Below are 16,035 nucleotides of genomic sequence, written 5' to 3' on the forward strand. Positions count from 1 at the left end.
CTTCGTGCTCATGCTGCCCCTGCGCGAGTGCGCGAGGCGCTGCCGCGTCTGCCTCAAGACCGCCTACACCATGCGCCACAGGCTGATCGAGTGCCTCTCGGCCTACTCCCCCTCGTTCAGGGTCGAGAGGGGCTGCGGCTGCGAGCTCGACGAGACCTATTTCCCCGAGTCGTTCAAGGGCAACCACGCGAAGGGGTCGTTCACGATGCCGCGCCCCTCCCGGCACCGCGGCAAGCAGGTGCACAGGCGCGGGCTGTCGCGCGAGCGGATCTGCGTCATGACCGGCGTGAACGACTCGAACGAGACGTTCCTCGAGGTCACGGGGCGGGGCGCCCTTTCGAGGGAGCGCGCCATGGACGCGCTGAGGGGCCGCATCGCGGCCGGCTCGGTCGTCGCGACCGACAGGGCGGCCGCCTACGTCGGCGTCCTCGCCGAGCTCGAGGTCGCCGCGCACGCGGCCTACGACCCCAAGGACCGCTCCGGGGGGACCATCAACCGGGTCAACGCCGTCCACTCGCTCCTCGGCGCCTTCATGGAGCCGTTCAAGGGCGTGTCGACGAAGCACCTCGACGCCTACCTCGCCTGGTTCAGGTGGTGCCGAACCTTCATGGCGACCGATTCCGGCGCCGCCGGGCGCACGGTCGCGCGGCAGCTCGCGCACGGCGTCTGCAGGAGCCGCGTCCGCGACATGTTCAACGTGGAGCCGCCCTACATGGACTACTGGGCCGCGCCCGCCGCATAGAGGCGGTAGAATGGTCGCACCGCGATACACGAGGAGGGGTGAGGCCATGCCGTCGAACATACCGGCCACGACGATCCGCATCGACCCGGAGGTCAAGAGGGAGGCCGCGGCCATCCTGGACGAGCTCGGCCTGTCCATGTCCACCGCCGTCAACGCGTTCCTCAGGGCGCTCGTCCGAGAGGGCGGGATGCCGTTCGAGATGAGGGTCAAGATGCCGGCGCCCGACGGGGAGACGGCGAGTTAGCCGGCAGGTCGGCATGTCAATCCTGGTCTAACAGAGCCTTAGCTATTGCAAAAATCTAAACCTCGACTGTTCCGATTGGAATGTCCCAACCTATGCCAATCATAGTGACTTCAATCACTGCGCCCCCGGCGTTATCCTCCCGAAGGCGTGGCAGTAGGTCTGAAGAAACAAAACGGCAAGCAGTTTATGTGGCGCGGGCACCCGTGCCGCCGTTGCCTCAGCGGCACGTTACGGGCTAGTCGGTTCGATTTAACGTACGCTCTGCATGCAATATCAATCCCCATGCGAAGGGAGTGTCGCATATGCATGCAGCGGCAATTAACCTTCGGGGGGTGGGTATCTCCTAGGAATACCCGCCTCCGAGGCCAAGGAGCCATCGAGTACGTTCTGGTCATCGCGATTATCGTCCTGGTTGTGATGATAGCCGGCCCTTGGGTCTCGTCGGCAATCAGGAACCAGTTCAACACGGTGGCGGGAGTATTGGTAAACGGGACAGCAGGTGGGACTTGGGAACCGAGCGGTTCCGGCAGCGGTAACGGCGCGGGTTCCGCGACCGTCCAGGCGGCGCTCGCCAAGGACGCGAAGGACACGCGAAGGACTGGACCCTCGGTGAGCAGAAGGCAGTTGCCGAGGACATCGCCGCCAAGGGCGAGGCGTCGCCCGCCTACGCCAAGGCGAAGGCCGCGATGGATGCCGGCACCGAGTTCTCGATGAAGCTCACCGATGGCAAGACGCTGACTTACCGCATTATCGGCATCAATCATGATGACCCTGCAGGCGGATCCGGCAAGGCGGGCCTCACGTTCCTCACCACCACGACGGGCATTTGGTCCCCCATGAACGCGATTGACACCAACGCCGGCGGTTGGGAGAAGTCTGAACTCCGTCAGAAAATGAACTCCGGCAAGATCTGGAATCTGATGCCCTCCGATTTCCAGTCCAAGGTGAAGGCCGTCAAAAAGCTATCGAACAATGTCGGGGGCGGTGATGAGAACAAGAACGCCGCCGTGACGGCTACCTCGGACAAGCTGTTCCTGCTCAGCTACTCTGAGATCGCCCCCCACCTCCTATTGGGCATCCTATCCCTGGACTTCCTCCGAGGGCACCCAGTACGAGGCCTTCAAAGGCAAGGTGACGGAGAACTATAATCCCAACTCTGCCATTGCCATTGGCAGCGGTTGGTGGGAGCGTTCGGTGTTTCCGAACGCCTCGAAGGGCTTCCTCCATGTCGACAGCAGCGGCAATCCGTCGGACAGCAACTCCGCGCCGGGCTGGTTTTGCGTCTCCCCCGCCTGGTGCTTCTAGCTTGTCTAGCGCAAAGCTCGCATTACCCCGCGCGTGCTTTCTTTTGGCGACCGAACGAACGGCTTCAGGTTCATGGCACGGGTAGTCGGATTGAAGAGAAATGGGGTCATACAGCGGCTCTCAGAGCGCCTGCCGCACTCCCCCGCCATTACCTCTGCTACGTCCTCGTACAGAGCCCATCCTGCTGGTGTTTCGAGTTCGGGGCGTATACGGTGGGTGGATAATGGACTCAGGTCGATGACGTTGTTGACGGGAGCAACCATGGCGATGTGCGAAATCAAGTTCGATGAGGGCGAAAGGGCCTTGATTCAGGACCGTGCGGAAGCCGCGGGCATGTCCTTTTCCGAGTTCGTGAGAAGGGCTGCGATTGAGAGGGCTGAGGACATGGCGGACATCGAGGCCTACGACGAGGCCTTGGACGGGGATGATGGTCTACGTTACCCAATGGAAGAGGTCGGGCGCATGGCGGCGGAGACCGAGTGATTATCCTCATGCATCGTCTGCTCGAACTTGACAAGGGCGTCGGATATCTGATTGCTGGTGGGAAGCGCGAAGCGCTCCCTGCGCGACACGACCTCATCGAACATCGGGACAAGGAACGCCCGGTCCTTCGCCTCTTGGAACCGCGATGGGAGCGTTTCCTCCATCAGCGCCTTGAACTCTTCCGACTTTACGCCGTCTAGGGCGGCAAGCAGCTCGTCCATTTCATGCCCGTCGAGCAGGTACTCGACCGCCATGCACGACACCATGGCATTGAAGTACCGCCCGAAAGACGCGCTATCGCCCTCGAACAGTATCCCGCCGACTACGCCCGCCGCCGCCGTGCCGACCGTTCCGCCGACCATGCCGCCCGCGAGGCCGACGATGGTCCCCATGCCGGGCGACACCGCCGTGCCGGCGACGGCACCGACCTTCGCCGCCGCGACACCTGCTGCGGCGGCGCCGGCGATTCCCCCGGCGATCGAGGTGGCGAGGCATGCCATGTTCTGGGCGTACTGGGCGCCACTTGCCTTGCCCTGGAAGAGCCTGTAGGTCTCGGGGACCGAGAACACGGCGAGAGTCACCGCTGCCGAGACGGCATTGCCCCTTAGCATCTTCGCAAGCTGCTTGGAGGCGGCCGCCCCGCTGATGGCGGTCTTGCCCGTGAGGGCGCGCAGGCCGTTGACGATTGTGGCGGACGCCTTGAATCCGAGCTTGCCGACCAACGCCTGGCTGGGCGCCATCAAAGCGTTGGAAAGCCCCGCTCTGGAGAGCTGCGAGACGACCATATGCTGGGCGAAGGACAGGCCGAACACCTGGACGCCGGCGGCGATGCCAGCCTGGACGGCACCGGTGATGTCCTTGGTCTCCCTGTACGCCATGAACGTCGTCGCCAGAAACGACAGGCCGAATGCGCAGGAGCATGTGACCGCGCCGGTCGCGGCGTCATAGGCCACCGATTCCACCGTTCCCGGCTTGGCGAGGTTCACCGCCTGGTCGTATGTGAGCTTGCCCTTGCGGACGATCTTCTCGGCGTCCCTGGGGTCGCTGACGCCGGGGACCTTGCCTTGGCTGATCTTCTTCTCAAAACCGCGGAGCACCTGCTGGTACTGGTCTTTCGGGACCTCGAGCTGCATCGGCGTGCGGTCTTCTGTGAGGTAGCGATACTGGTGGGTGCTCGAATCGAAGCATGCTTCGAGGGACCCTCGCGCCGTCTTGTAGTACTTGGTCTGGATCAGAACGCCGTCGACACTTCGGTCGGGGCCGTTCTTCGCGTTGTCCCTCCCCAGAATCTCGGCCTGGTGGCCCTGGAGCCTGTCGATGATGCTGTTGGCCTCCTCGGCAAGCTCTCCGTGGCCCGCGGGGTTGTTGACCGCGGCCCGCTGCTCGACGAAGACCTCCCCGTTGCTGTTGATGGTCGCCGCCGCCGCGGCTGCCGCGGCTTTGACCGCCGTATCGTCCGCCGCGGCAGGCTCGCTGTCGATGCCGGCGGCGCCGTCATCCTCGAGGCCGCGGAGCGCCTTGCAGCGGGATACGAACTGGCCCCGGCACGCCTCGTCGACGGTGAGCGCAAGGTTGCCTTCACCGTCGGAGGCGAAGGGGCCGGGCTCGAAGTACGCCCACTCGAAGTAGAAAAGGCGAGACTGCCTCCTTTCCCTCCCCGGGACGGCGAACGCGTCGGCGTCCGCCTTGATGTAGACGCCCTTTTCGGTCATGGCGATGCCGCTGGGCCTGAGGTCGAACTCGGCGTCGGCCCAGACGACGGTCTGCTCCCTCGGTATCGGGAAGGCTGACTTCACCTTGGCTGCATTGGCTTCCGTCAACGGGAGCGGAGACTCCTGGAATGAGCCGAGTAGTCCTGTGCGCGGGTGGCCTCAATCGCTCTCAGGGCTTCCTGTACCTTGGGCGCGTACTCCGCCTTCTCCGCATCAAGTCTTTCGGCCTCTTTTTCGTCGAGGGCGGCCTTCACGCCGTCCGCCGCCCCTGCGACCGCCGCGCCAGCCGTTGTCGCCGCGTCCACGATTGCAGCACCTGCCGCTACCGCCACACCAGATGCCCCCTCGGCAATCCTGGCCGTCACCTCGCCGGCAGTCTTAGTGGCCCCCTGAATCTCCTGCAGCGGGTCGAAGCCTTTGTCGAATATGCTCATGGACGATTCTTTCTCGTGGGCGAACAGGCAGTCCGAATCGCGTTGTTTCTCATACGATCGCTATTATAGCCATGCGTCTTTATGCCTTTGGTTCAGCTGCCAAACCCGGCGCAGGAACTCGAGCAAGATTGTCAAACATTGGGCGGTACAGGGGGGGCACCCTCAATCGCCTCTATATCGACAAGGTGCAGCCGTGCGAGGGCTTCGAGAGGGCAATTGACTGCATTCAAGACACTCGTCCCCCCTACCGTCATCGTTGCCGCTGCGGCAAGACCGGAGCAGTATTATGGAATAGCCCTACGCTCAGCGATGAATCTACAAACCCTGAGCGAAGGGAGTGTCGCATATGCATGCAGCGGCAATTAACCTTCGGGGGGTGGGTATCTCCTAGGAATACCCGCCTCCGAGGCCAAGGAGCCATCGAGTACGTTCTGGTCATCGCGATTATCGTCCTGGTTGTGATGATAGCCGGCCCTTGGGTCTCGTCGGCAATCAGGAACCAGTTCAACACGGTGGCGGGAGTATTGGTAAACGGGACAGCAGGTGGGACTTGGGAACCGAGCGGTTCCGGCAGCGGTAACGGCGCGGGTTCCGCGACCGTCCAGGCGGCGCTCGCCAAGGACGCGAAGGACACGCGAAGGACTGGACCCTCGGTGAGCAGAAGGCAGTTGCCGAGGACATCGCCGCCAAGGGCGAGGCGTCGCCCGCCTACGCCAAGGCGAAGGCCGCGATGGATGCCGGCACCGAGTTCTCGATGAAGCTCACCGATGGCAAGACGCTGACTTACCGCATTATCGGCATCAATCATGATGACCCTGCAGGCGGATCCGGCAAGGCGGGCCTCACGTTCCTCACCACCACGACGGGCATTTGGTCCCCCATGAACGCGATTGACACCAACGCCGGCGGTTGGGAGAAGTCTGAACTCCGTCAGAAAATGAACTCCGGCAAGATCTGGAATCTGATGCCCTCCGATTTCCAGTCAAAGGTGAAGGCCGTCAAAAAGCTATCGAACAATGTCGGGGGCGGTGATGAGAACAAGAACGCCGCCGTGACGGCTACCTCGGACAAGCTGTTCCTGCTCAGCTACTCTGAGATCGCCCCCCCACCTCCTATTGGGCATCCTATCCCTGGACTTCCTCCGAGGGCACCCAGTACGAGGCCTTCAAAGGCAAGGTGACGGAGAACTATTCTGTTAATGCCTGTCTGAAGATTGGCAGCAGTTGGTGGGAGCGCTCGGTGAATCCGAGCAACTCCTACTACTTCCTCAATGTCGACAGCAGCGGCGACCCGACGTACGCCGACTACGCGGGGTACTCGTATTGCGTCTGCCCCGTTTGGTGCTTCTAGCTCAAATTTGATCTGATGTAAGGCCCGTGCAATCCTGCATGGGCCTTTTTTTTGGCAATTGCTCGACCGATTCGTGGCTTGAAACACAAATTATCGAGTTAAGGAGACATGGGGTCATACAGCGGCTCTCAGGGCGCCCGTAGCACTCCCCCGCCATTACCCCTGCGGCGTCCTCGTATAGAGCCCATTCTTCTTGGCGTTTCGTTGCAACAGCTCACTTGTCCACCGGTCAAGTGAACTACTGGAATAAATACAGCGACACGCTTGTTCGTTACAGTGGCTATATCGGTGTATATCGCCGCGATAAATACAGCCCGTTCTTGGCGTGTACCTGCTGCGCGTATGTAGAATCATATCGCGTTAATAAATCGGCTCAAGCGCGTGCAAAACGCACAAGTAACCGCAAAAGGCGATTATCGCGCAGGTAGATTTTTGGCACCCTGTTGCTTAATCAAAATTAAGCAATTGCTTAAAACAAAAAAGGTCAGGCACTAGGTGCCTGACCTGCAAACTTCTGGTCGGGACGACTGGATTCGAACCAGCGACCCCTTGACCCCCAGTCAAGTGCGCTACCAAGCTGCGCCACGTCCCGAAGCTTTTGTTTGTTGCTCTGCTCTCGCTCGCAACAGGGAGTATATTAACCCGAAACTTTGGACTTGTGCAAGAACTTTTTTAATTATTTTTGAGCAAGTCTAAAATTGTATCTGCGAGCTGGGGTTTTGTTAGTACGGGAAGTTCCTGTGTACCCGCTGTGCTCACAATCCAGGCCTTGTTGGTGTCTGTTCCAAAGCCCGAATCGGCGCGCGAGACATCGTTGGCGATGATCGCATCGCAGCCCTTGCGGGCCAATTTACGCTCAGCGTACTTCACGACGTTATCGGTCTCGGCTGCAAATCCGATCACGCACCGCTCCCCCTTTTGGCGTGAAAGCTCGGCCAAAATATCGACCGTCTCGACGAGCTCGATGCGATCGAGGCGTTCATTGGCCTTTTTGAGCTTATGGTCGGCAGGGGCCGCGGGTGTGTAGTCGGCGACAGCCGCCGCGCAAATGGCCGCATCGGCCGTCTGGAAGGCGCTCAGCGCCGCCTGTAGCATCTCTGCGGCGGTCTGCACGCGCACGCACTCCACGCCGCGACCCACGTCGAGTGACGTCGGCCCCAACACGAGCGTGACCGCAGCACCGCGGCGAGCGGCCTCCCCCGCCAGGGCGATGCCCATCTTTCCCGATGACCGATTGCCGATAAAGCGCACGGGGTCGATCGGTTCGTGCGTAGGGCCGGCGGTGATGACGATGCACTTGCCCGCCAGGTCCTGAGGTGCGGGGTTGAGCACCTCGCAGATGGCTTCGACAATGTCCTCGGGCTCGCTCATGCGTCCCGTGTCCACGTCGCCGCAGGCAAGGTAGCCGCTGCCGGGTCCCACCACATGGACGCCACGGTCGCGCAACGTGGCCATGTTGGCCTGCGTCGCCGGTGCCTTCCACATGCCGTTGTTCATAGCGGGCGCGATCACGATGGGTCGCGGCGTGGCAAGCAACGTGGTGGAGATGAGGTCATCGGCGATGCCGTTGGCCATCTTGGCGATGATATTGGCCGTCGCGGGCGCCACGACAACCAGGTCGGGCTCCTGCGCGAGCGAAATGTGGTGGATGGGGTCGGAGGGATCGTCGAACAGGCCCACAGCGACCGGCTCGCCCGTAAGCGCGCGGAAGGTGATCGGCCCCACAAACTCCGTAGCATGCTCGCTCATAACGACCTTGACGCGCGCGCCGCGCTTTTGCAGCAGGCGCACGATATTGCACGACTTATAGGCGGCGATCCCGCCGGTAATACCCAGCAGGATCGTTTTTCCCTCAAGTTGCATTGAATTATTGGGCGCCGCCATCGTTTACGCTTCCTTGCTCGGGAGCACCAAGAGTCGGTGGCAATACGGACAGTGCGCAATCTCGCTACCGTCGTGGTTGAGGTCGCTCATGGACGATGCCTGCAGCGCGGTGTGGCAGATGGTGGGAATGTTGCCCTTGATGGTCTCGACGGCCAGGCCGCGGAACTGCTTGAGCAGGCGCTCGTAATCGGTGAGCACGTCAGTCGGCAGCGTGGCAGCCAGCGCGGTGCGCTCCTTGGTGGCGGCGTCAATCTGGGCCTGGAGGTCGGCGGCCTTGGCACGAGCGGCCTTGGTATCTGCCTTCACGCCCTCCTCGAACTTAGCGATGATAGCCTGCGCGCGGGCCTCGCGGTCGAGCGCCTCCTTATGGGCGACAACGACGTCCTTGCGGGTGTGCTCGATCTTGTCCAGACGCTTTGCCAGGGTGGCAAGCTCATTCTCCAGGTCCTGCACCTCGCGGTAATCAGAGCCATCGACGTGACGCTTCTTTGCGGCCTCGATGGCGTTATTGGTCTGGATCTCGGTGGTGTTGAGGTCGTCGAGCTCAATGTCCAGATCCTTGCGCTGGGCGTAGAGTTTGGTCATCTCGGACTTGAGCTTCACATAGGTCTTACGCTTTGAGGCGAGCTCCTTGAGCTCCGGCATATTGGCAAGTTCGCTCTTGTTGCGGGCGAGCTCCAAATCGATCTGTTGCAGCTTGAGTAGCGTAGCGCCGGCGCTCATAAGTTCTCTCCTTTTGTCACAGTCCACCATTGGCAAGGGTTCAGTATTTTAATCGCATGACGGGGGTCGACCCCGGCGTCAACTGCAGAGTTCATCAATATATCAACGAACGGCTCCTCGGAGCGGTCGTGGCCGAGCAGAATCACGCTCAGGCCACGCAAGGCAAGGTCCTGCGCCACGTGGTAGCCGGCCTCTCCGGTCACAATAACATCTGCGCCCGCGGCGATGGCAAGCTCACCAAAGTCGCCGAGGGAGCCGCCCAGAATGGCGACGGTGCGGCACGGGTGCTCGGCTTCGCCCCATACGCGTGGGTCGCTGCCATAGGCCGTGGCGGCACGGTTAGCGAGATCGCGCAGGCTGCAGGCGTCGTGGAGGGTCGCGAGTGCGCCCAAACCGGTGAGCTCAGGCTCGTCCACATGCTCCAGCGAGCTCATGGGCTCAGCGCCCAGCAACTCACTCAGGCGAACGCGCGCTTCGTGCGAGCGGTCCAGGTTGGTGTGAAGCGAGATGATGCTCACGCCGCAACGAGCCGCCTCGTACAGTGCAGCGCTGCACTGGGGGCGCGCGGAATCGGCCGGACAAAAGGCCTCGGGCGCCTTGATATAGATGGGATGATGCGTCAGCAGCACGTTGGCGCCGGCCTCGAGAGCGCGGTGCACGTTGACCTCGGTCGCGTCGAGTGCGCAGGCAACACCGGTGATCCTGGCAGCGGGATCTCCCACAGATAGCCCAACATGATCCCAGCCCTCGGCGTCCGCCTTGGGATAGCGCGCCAGCAGCGCATGTTCAAGCTCGGAGACGATCATGCGGCGCCTACGATCGTAAGCAACGTCTGGGCGAAATCATCCAGGTCGTCCGGATTCACGCGGTCATCAAACGAGATGCGCAGCGACCCCAATGCCTGCTCGCGACCAATGCCCATGGCGCTGAGCACGTGGCTCGGGTCCATGCTGCCGCTCGAGCAAGCCGATCCGGCCGAAACCTCAAAGCCGGCGGCATCGAGCTTGATGATGAGCTCCTCGGAGTCCATGCCGTCGACGTAGATCGAAACCATACCCGGCAGACGATCGGCCTGCGCGTAGTCGCCCATCGTGGCGTGAATACGCGGATGAGACGTAAGCGTGGCGTAGAGCTTATCGGACAGTGCCTGCAGCGTCGCGCGCTCCTTGGCAACATTCGGCAACAGCGCGGAAGCGGCAGCGGCAAAGGCCAGCTGCGTGCGCAGGTCCTGCGTGCCGGCGCGACGGCCGGCTTCCTGTCCACCGCCAAAGATGCGCGGACGCAGCGGCGTGCGGTTCTTAAGGTAGAGCGCGCCGGATGCCACAGGGCCGCCGATCTTGTGCGCGGCAACGGTCATAGCATCGACGCCCAGCTCGGTGACATCGAGCGGAATATGCAAGTAGCCCTGGATGGCATCGGTATGAAACAGGGCGCCGGCAGCATGTGCGGCGGCGGCCAGCTCGCGGATGGGCTGCACCACGCCGGTCTCGTTGTTGGCGACCATAATGCTCACGAGCGCCACGTCGTCGCCTAGCAAGTCGCTCAGCGCGGCAGGCTCGATGTGGCCCGTACGACAGGGCTGCACCAGGTCGACGGTAAAGCCGGCGGCGCGCAGCAGCGGCAGGTTATCCAGAATTGAATCGTGCTCGATGGCCGATACGATCACGCGCCCGCGCTTGCGATCACGCTGACGAGCGCCCTCGGCAAGACCGAGCAGCGCCAGCTGGTTGGCCTCGGTGCCGCCGTTGGTAAGGATGATCTCGGACGGGCGAACGCGTGCGCCAAAGCTACGGGCGATCTCGCGACGGGCGACTTCCAGGCGTGCGGCGGCCTTGCGGCCAAGCGAGTGCAGCGAGTTGGGGTTGACGCCGGCAAGCTCGCTGTTGTCGTACTCGCGCTGCGCAAGGAGCGCCTCGGCGCGCATGGGCGTCGAGGCGGCATAGTCAAGATTCACGGGTATGCGGTTTTGACCTGCGGTCATAAGGGTTTATGCCTCCTGTGCGGCCTCGTTGCCCAGCTTCTGCAGCAGTGCAACCTCGGCGGCGGGATCTTCGGACTTAAATACGGCGGAGCCGGCTACGAGCACGTTGGCGCCGGCCTTGACGACCTCGGCGATGTTCTTGGAAGAGATACCGCCATCGACCTCGATCAGGGGCGACACGCCGTGGCGCTCGCACATGGCCGTAAGCTCGTGAAGTTTGGCGATGGTACCGGGGATAAAGCTCTGGCCTCCAAAGCCAGGGTTCACGCTCATCAGCAGCACCATATCGACGACGTCGATGATGCTCTCGAGTACGCACACGGGGGTGGCGGGGTTGAGCACCACGCCGGCCTTGACGCCGCGCTGCTGCAGATGGGTGAGCGTGCGGTGCAGGTGCGTCGAAGCCTCATAGTGCACGGTGATCATGTCGGCACCGGCGTCGGCGTACCAGTCGACCGTCTCGTCGGGGTTCGACACCATCAGGTGCGCGTCGACCGGTACATCGGTGGAGCGCTTAACAGCCTTAAGGATGTCAACGCCGAAGGTGAGGTTGCCGGTAAAGTGACCGTCCATGACGTCGAAGTGCACGTAGTCGGCACCGGCGATCTTGTCGAGCTCGCCCTTCAGGTTGGCCATGTCGGCCGAAAGGACGGACGGAGCGATTTTGATGGAACCCATGGTAGTAGCCTTTCTGCGCTAGTCGGCGAGTCCGTAGAACTCTTGAGAGGGGACGCGGTCGGTGAGGATCTCGAGCGCCCTATCCAAAGTAACACCGTTGTAGAGCGTTTGCTCCACGGCAAAGGTAAGCGGAATGTCTACGCCCAGTGAACGGGCAAGCTCGCTGACGCTGCGGGCCGCGACGGCACCCTCGACCACCATATGCGTGCGCGCTTGGTACTCGTCGAGCGACACGCCATGGGCGAACTCGTAGCCAAAGGTGCGGTTGCGCGAATGCTCCGAGGTGCAGGTGGCAATGAGGTCACCCATGCCGGCAAGACCCATGCAGGTCATGGCTTGACCGCCGCGTGCGTGTACCAGACGGCTGATCTCGGCCAGACCGCGCGTCATGATAAGGGCGAGCGTGTTGTCGCCCGCGCCGGTGCCGGCGGAGATGCCGCACACGATGGCGATGACGTTTTTCATGGCGCCGCATACCTCGACGCCGGTCATGTCCTGCGACAGGTAGATGCGGAAGGCCGTGGATAGGAGCAGGTCCTTAAAGGTCTCCCCTATCTGCGGGTCTTCGCTGGCGATGACGGCGGCAGAAAGTCCGCCGCGGCAGATCTCCTCGGCATGGTTGGGTCCCGAGAGCGCCGCCACGCGCCGATCGTTGCCGATCTCGCTGGCGATGACCTCGCTCATGAGCAGGCCGGACTCGGGCTCGATGCCCTTGGTGAGGCAGAGCACCGGGGTGTCGGCGGCGATGAAGGGTGCTGCCTGATGGCATACGCTGCGTAGGTGCGTGGAGGGCACGGCAAAGACGACGGCCTCGGCGCCGTCGAGCGCCTGCGTCAGGTCCGTCGTGGCGACGACGTTTTCCGGCAGCACGTAATCAACCAAATAGCGGGGGTTACGGTGCTCGCCATTGATGCCGGCGGCCGTCTGCTCACTATGGGCCCACATGATCACGCGCTCGGCTCGCGCGGCGGCAAGGCCGGCGACGGCGGTTCCCCAGGAGCCGGAGCCAATCAGCGCAACATTCATGACTCTCTCCTACTTATCGTCGGGCTCGGTGACGCGCTTGGTAAACGAGAGCTTGGACTCCTTACCCGTCATGAGCTTTTTGATGTTCGCGCGATGCGCCCACACCACGGTGATGCCGATCATCGCCATGCAAAACTTGAGACCCAGGCTGCCGTACGGAAAGACCGCACAAGCGGCGATGGGAAGACCGATGGCCGCGGCAAGCGAGCCCACGGACACAAACTTGGTGATGGCGACGGCCACGATAAACATGCCCAGCAGCGAAAGTCCGATGGGCCAGTACCAGGCGAGGATGACGCCCAGACCGACCGCGATACCCTTGCCGCCGTGGAAGTTGAGGTAGGGCGAGAAGATGTGGCCCCACACCGCTGCCAGGCAAATGACGCCGAGCATCCAGTCGCCGGGGGCTCCGGGCGCCATGATGCTCGGCGGAAAGCCATAGCCCACGTTCGCGATGAGCGGACGGGCGATAAGAACGCAGATGGCGCCCTTAAGGCAGTCGAGCAGTAGCGTGAGCGCCGCGACCTTGGGGCCGGCTACACGCAGGGCGTTGGTGGTGCCGATGTTGCCGGAGCCCGCCTTGCGAATGTCCGTGTGGTTGAACACGCGGCCCAGGATCAGGCCAAACGGAATCGCTCCGATAAAGAACGAAACCACGGCGCAGATGGCGGTCAGCAGAATCGGATTAAGCATCCTTTTGCTCCTTCTTCCTAAAGAAGAGTCGAATGGGCGTACCGGCAAAATCGAAGGTCGAGCGCATGCGGTTTTCCACGTAGCGCTGGTAGGTGTCGTTGACCAGGTCGCTGTGGTTGACGAAGAACGTGAACGTCGGCGGGTTGACGCCCGTCTGGGTCACGTAGTGCATGCGCAGGCGGCGCTTGCCGTCCACCACGGTGTGGCCAAACTCGCGCAGGTCGGTGAGGAATGTGTTAAGGCGCGAGGTGCTGATCTTTTGCGAACGCGTCTTCTCGGCGGCATCGACCATGCCCCAGATCTTTTCGATGCTGCGGCCGGTCAGAGCAGAGATGCGCAGGTACTGGGCCCAGGGAGCCATGACGCCCAGACGGCGGTCGACGGTCTCCATGCAGGCCTCGCGCTTGCGGTCGTCGTCGAGCAGGTCCCACTTGTTGAGCAGCACGACGATGGCGCAGCCGCGTTCGATGGCGAGGCCCATGACCTTCTGGTCCTGCTCGGTAACGCCCACGGAGGCGTCGACGACAAGCAGCGCCACGTCGGCGCGATCGATGGCGCGCAGGCCGCGGACCATGGAGTAGTACTCGATGTTCTCGTATACGGTGCTCTTCTTGCGAATGCCCGCGGTGTCGACCATGCGGTAATGCTTGCCGTTGCGCTCGACGACGGTATCGATGGCGTCGCGCGTGGTGCCGGCGATATTGGACACGATGGAGCGGTCGGCACCCAGGATGCGGTTGAACAGCGACGACTTACCGGCGTTGGGGCGGCCGATGATGGCGACGTTCAGCGCATCGGGGAACTCGTCGGCGACCTCGTCCTCTTCCTCCGGAAGCAGGGCCACGATGTCGTCGAGCAGGTCGCCCGTGCCGTGGCCGTGAAGGGCCGAGAGCGGCGTGGGCTCACCGATGCCGAGCGAATAGAACTCCCAGATGTTGTCATTCTCACGATCGGGGTTATCGAGCTTGTTCACCAGCAGAAAGACCGGCTTGTCGCAGCGCTTGAGCATGCGGGCGACCGACTCGTCCTCCTCGGTGACGCCGGTGCGGCCGTCGACTACAAACAGGATGACGGCGGCTTCCTCGGCGGCGGCGAGTGCCTGGTCGCGGATGGACGTGGCAAAGACGTCGTCGCTCTTGAGCGGCTCGATGCCGCCTGTGTCGACGATGGTGAACTCGCGGCCGTTCCAATCGGCCGTGTGATACGAGCGGTCGCGCGTTACGCCGCGGGACTCGTGGACAATGGCGTCCGAGGTCTGGGCCAGGCGGTTAACGAGCGTGGACTTGCCCACGTTGGGGCGTCCGACGACGGCGACGATAGGTTTCATCTGCTCTCCTTTAATGGATAGGGTCAGCGGAATTAGTAGAGTCGGCAGGCACAATGCCAAGGATGTGCTCCAGGGTATCGAGCAGCTCATGCGGCATGGTCGACACCACATGAACCTCGGCGCCGCGACTGGTAAGGCTTGCGAGTAAATCGTCACGATGATACTCGTCAAGCGTCATGCCGTCAGCGTTGAACATGAGCTTAGGCACAAAGAGCATAACCCCCGACAGGTCTTGCTGCAGCTGCTCAAGGATATCGCTCGCGACGATGAGGCCGGTCACGTCCACGTTACCGCCAAAGTAGCGGTTTTTGATGGCCGTGACGGTGCCGGAAAGGCCCTGTGGAGACTCCACGAAGCGCGCCACGGTATCGCGTGCGCTGGCGCCCGAAAGACATACCAGGCGCTGGTTGCGGGCGGTCATAGCCTTGCGAACGCGGGCAAGGCGCTCAGCGTCGGCGGCAAGGACATCGTCTGTCTCGTCCAGATACGAGCGGATCATGCCGATGCCGTCGTAGTACTGCGGGTAGCCGTCGTAAAAGTCCGCCTCGGGTGGCTCAATGCCGGCGTCCAGATAGAACTCGTCGCTCATCTGGAAGGTGTGGCGGCCAAAGCGCTCGAAGGCGCGGTCCTGGTAGGGTCGGATCATGGCAATGGTCTCGCGCGCGAGCTCGGGCTTGTCGCTATATGACCAGCTAAAGCGGTTCTGGTGCTTGGTAAAACCGAGCGGCACAATGCCCAGGCTGGTGATTTGCTCGTGTTCCTCGCAAAAGCGCAGGGTTTTTTCCAGCTCCTCGCCGTCGTTCATACCGGGGCACAACACGATCTGCGCGTGAATCTCGATGCCGGCGGCCATGATGGCCTCGAGCACGTCCATGCCGCGCTGGGCGTTGCGGCCCATCATGCGGCGGCGGACATCGGGGCTCACGGCGTGGACCGAGACGTTCATCGGGCTCATGTTGCGGTCGATAACGTTTTGCACGTCCTCGTCGGAAAGGTTCGTGAGCGTGACAAAGTTACCCTGCAAAAAGCTCAGGCGGTAGTCGTCGTCGCGAATGTAGAGCGTGGAGCGGCCGCCCTTGGGCAGCATCGTCATAAAGCAGAACACGCAGGCGTTCACACAGGTACGCATGCCGTCAAAGATGGGGCCGTCGAACTCCAGGCCCCAGTCCTCGCCGGGAAAACGGTCGAGCTCCACGGGGGTGACGCTGTTGTCGCGCGGGTCGAGAACCTCGAGGTCGACGGTGTCGTCGTCTGCCTCCCAGAGCCACACGATCATATCGGTCAGCTGCTCGCCGTTGACCGTAAGCACGCGCATGCCCGGCTCGATACCCACATCCCACGCGGGCGATTCGGGACGCACGTTCTTAACGAACGCGCCCTCACCCGGCTCGGGGTCGCGGCTGCGCCCGTAATCGGCCACCTCGGCGGCGTATGCGGGTACGGTCTGGTCCAT

General features: G+C 62.4%; 16 protein-coding genes and 1 tRNA gene. 5 read left to right on the plus strand and 12 right to left on the minus strand.

Features of this window, described 5'->3' with window-relative positions; translation table 11 throughout:
• The 4 genes from AAA138_RS08060 to AAA138_RS08075 all read left to right on the plus strand — a co-directional run.
• A partial coding sequence (locus tag AAA138_RS08060) for an IS1595 family transposase (protein ID WP_349090361.1) occupies positions 1-742 on the plus strand: 742 nt, incomplete at its 5' end.
• A 46-nt stretch (positions 743-788) separates the two neighbouring features.
• Positions 789-986 (plus strand): type II toxin-antitoxin system RelB/DinJ family antitoxin, encoded by a 198-nt coding sequence (locus AAA138_RS08065; protein ID WP_349090362.1) that lies wholly within the window; start codon positions 789-791, stop codon positions 984-986.
• 686 nt (positions 987-1,672) lie between these two features.
• Positions 1,673-2,134 carry a DUF6273 domain-containing protein gene (locus AAA138_RS08070; protein ID WP_195625315.1) on the plus strand — a complete coding sequence of 154 codons (462 nt, stop codon included), beginning with the start codon at positions 1,673-1,675 and terminating at the stop codon, positions 2,132-2,134.
• A gap of 418 nt (positions 2,135-2,552) precedes the next feature.
• On the plus strand, positions 2,553-2,774 hold the full coding sequence (locus tag AAA138_RS08075) for a DUF6290 family protein (protein WP_349090363.1): 222 nt from the start codon (positions 2,553-2,555) through the stop codon (positions 2,772-2,774).
• Here the strand turns inward: AAA138_RS08075 and AAA138_RS08080 are convergent.
• A complete protein-coding gene (locus AAA138_RS08080) occupies positions 2,729-4,594 on the minus strand; it encodes a hypothetical protein (RefSeq protein ID WP_349090364.1) in 1,866 nt (621 codons plus the stop codon). The genes AAA138_RS08075 and AAA138_RS08080 overlap by 46 nt on opposite strands.
• Positions 4,591-4,920 carry a hypothetical protein gene (locus AAA138_RS08085; protein ID WP_349090365.1) on the minus strand — a complete coding sequence of 110 codons (330 nt, stop codon included), beginning with the start codon at positions 4,918-4,920 and terminating at the stop codon, positions 4,591-4,593. Before AAA138_RS08085 ends, AAA138_RS08080 begins: the two co-directional genes overlap by 4 nt.
• A 730-nt stretch (positions 4,921-5,650) precedes the next feature.
• Here AAA138_RS08085 and AAA138_RS08090 point away from each other — a divergent pair.
• Entirely contained in the window at positions 5,651-6,100 is a 450-nt protein-coding gene (locus AAA138_RS08090) for a DUF6273 domain-containing protein (protein ID WP_349090366.1), read from the plus strand.
• Between the two features lie 685 nt (positions 6,101-6,785).
• Here the strand turns inward: AAA138_RS08090 and AAA138_RS08095 are convergent.
• From AAA138_RS08095 to AAA138_RS08140, 10 genes are all read right to left on the minus strand, one after another.
• A tRNA-Pro gene (locus AAA138_RS08095) sits at positions 6,786-6,862 on the minus strand.
• Between the two features lie 80 nt (positions 6,863-6,942).
• Positions 6,943-8,154 (minus strand): bifunctional phosphopantothenoylcysteine decarboxylase/phosphopantothenate--cysteine ligase CoaBC, encoded by a 1,212-nt coding sequence (gene coaBC, locus AAA138_RS08100; protein ID WP_349090367.1) that lies wholly within the window; start codon positions 8,152-8,154, stop codon positions 6,943-6,945.
• A gap of 3 nt (positions 8,155-8,157) precedes the next feature.
• A complete protein-coding gene (locus tag AAA138_RS08105; RefSeq protein ID WP_349090369.1) occupies positions 8,158-8,877 on the minus strand; it encodes a hypothetical protein in 720 nt (239 codons plus the stop codon).
• On the minus strand, positions 8,874-9,683 hold the full coding sequence (locus AAA138_RS08110) for a Nif3-like dinuclear metal center hexameric protein (RefSeq protein WP_349090371.1): 810 nt from the start codon (positions 9,681-9,683) through the stop codon (positions 8,874-8,876). The genes AAA138_RS08105 and AAA138_RS08110 overlap by 4 nt, the downstream gene beginning before the upstream one ends.
• Positions 9,680-10,858 carry an aminotransferase class V-fold PLP-dependent enzyme gene (locus tag AAA138_RS08115; RefSeq protein ID WP_349090373.1) on the minus strand — a complete coding sequence of 393 codons (1,179 nt, stop codon included), beginning with the start codon at positions 10,856-10,858 and terminating at the stop codon, positions 9,680-9,682. Before AAA138_RS08115 ends, AAA138_RS08110 begins: the two co-directional genes overlap by 4 nt.
• A 6-nt stretch (positions 10,859-10,864) precedes the next feature.
• Positions 10,865-11,536, minus strand: coding sequence for a ribulose-phosphate 3-epimerase (rpe, locus tag AAA138_RS08120; protein ID WP_117855692.1), 672 nt, complete (start codon positions 11,534-11,536; stop codon positions 10,865-10,867).
• Between the two features lie 18 nt (positions 11,537-11,554).
• A complete protein-coding gene (locus tag AAA138_RS08125; protein ID WP_349090376.1) occupies positions 11,555-12,562 on the minus strand; it encodes an NAD(P)H-dependent glycerol-3-phosphate dehydrogenase in 1,008 nt (335 codons plus the stop codon).
• A 9-nt stretch (positions 12,563-12,571) separates the two neighbouring features.
• Complete coding sequence (gene plsY / locus AAA138_RS08130) at positions 12,572-13,255, minus strand: glycerol-3-phosphate 1-O-acyltransferase PlsY (protein ID WP_349090378.1); 684 nt, start codon at positions 13,253-13,255, stop codon at positions 12,572-12,574.
• Positions 13,248-14,582 carry a ribosome biogenesis GTPase Der gene (gene der / locus AAA138_RS08135; protein ID WP_349090379.1) on the minus strand — a complete coding sequence of 445 codons (1,335 nt, stop codon included), beginning with the start codon at positions 14,580-14,582 and terminating at the stop codon, positions 13,248-13,250. The genes plsY and der overlap by 8 nt, the downstream gene beginning before the upstream one ends.
• A 10-nt stretch (positions 14,583-14,592) precedes the next feature.
• A complete protein-coding gene (locus AAA138_RS08140; RefSeq protein ID WP_349090380.1) occupies positions 14,593-16,035 on the minus strand; it encodes a DUF512 domain-containing protein in 1,443 nt (480 codons plus the stop codon).

Origin of the sequence: Collinsella sp. CLA-JM-H32B, from assembly GCF_040098065.1 — a bacterium.
Classification (GTDB): domain Bacteria; phylum Actinomycetota; class Coriobacteriia; order Coriobacteriales; family Coriobacteriaceae; genus Collinsella.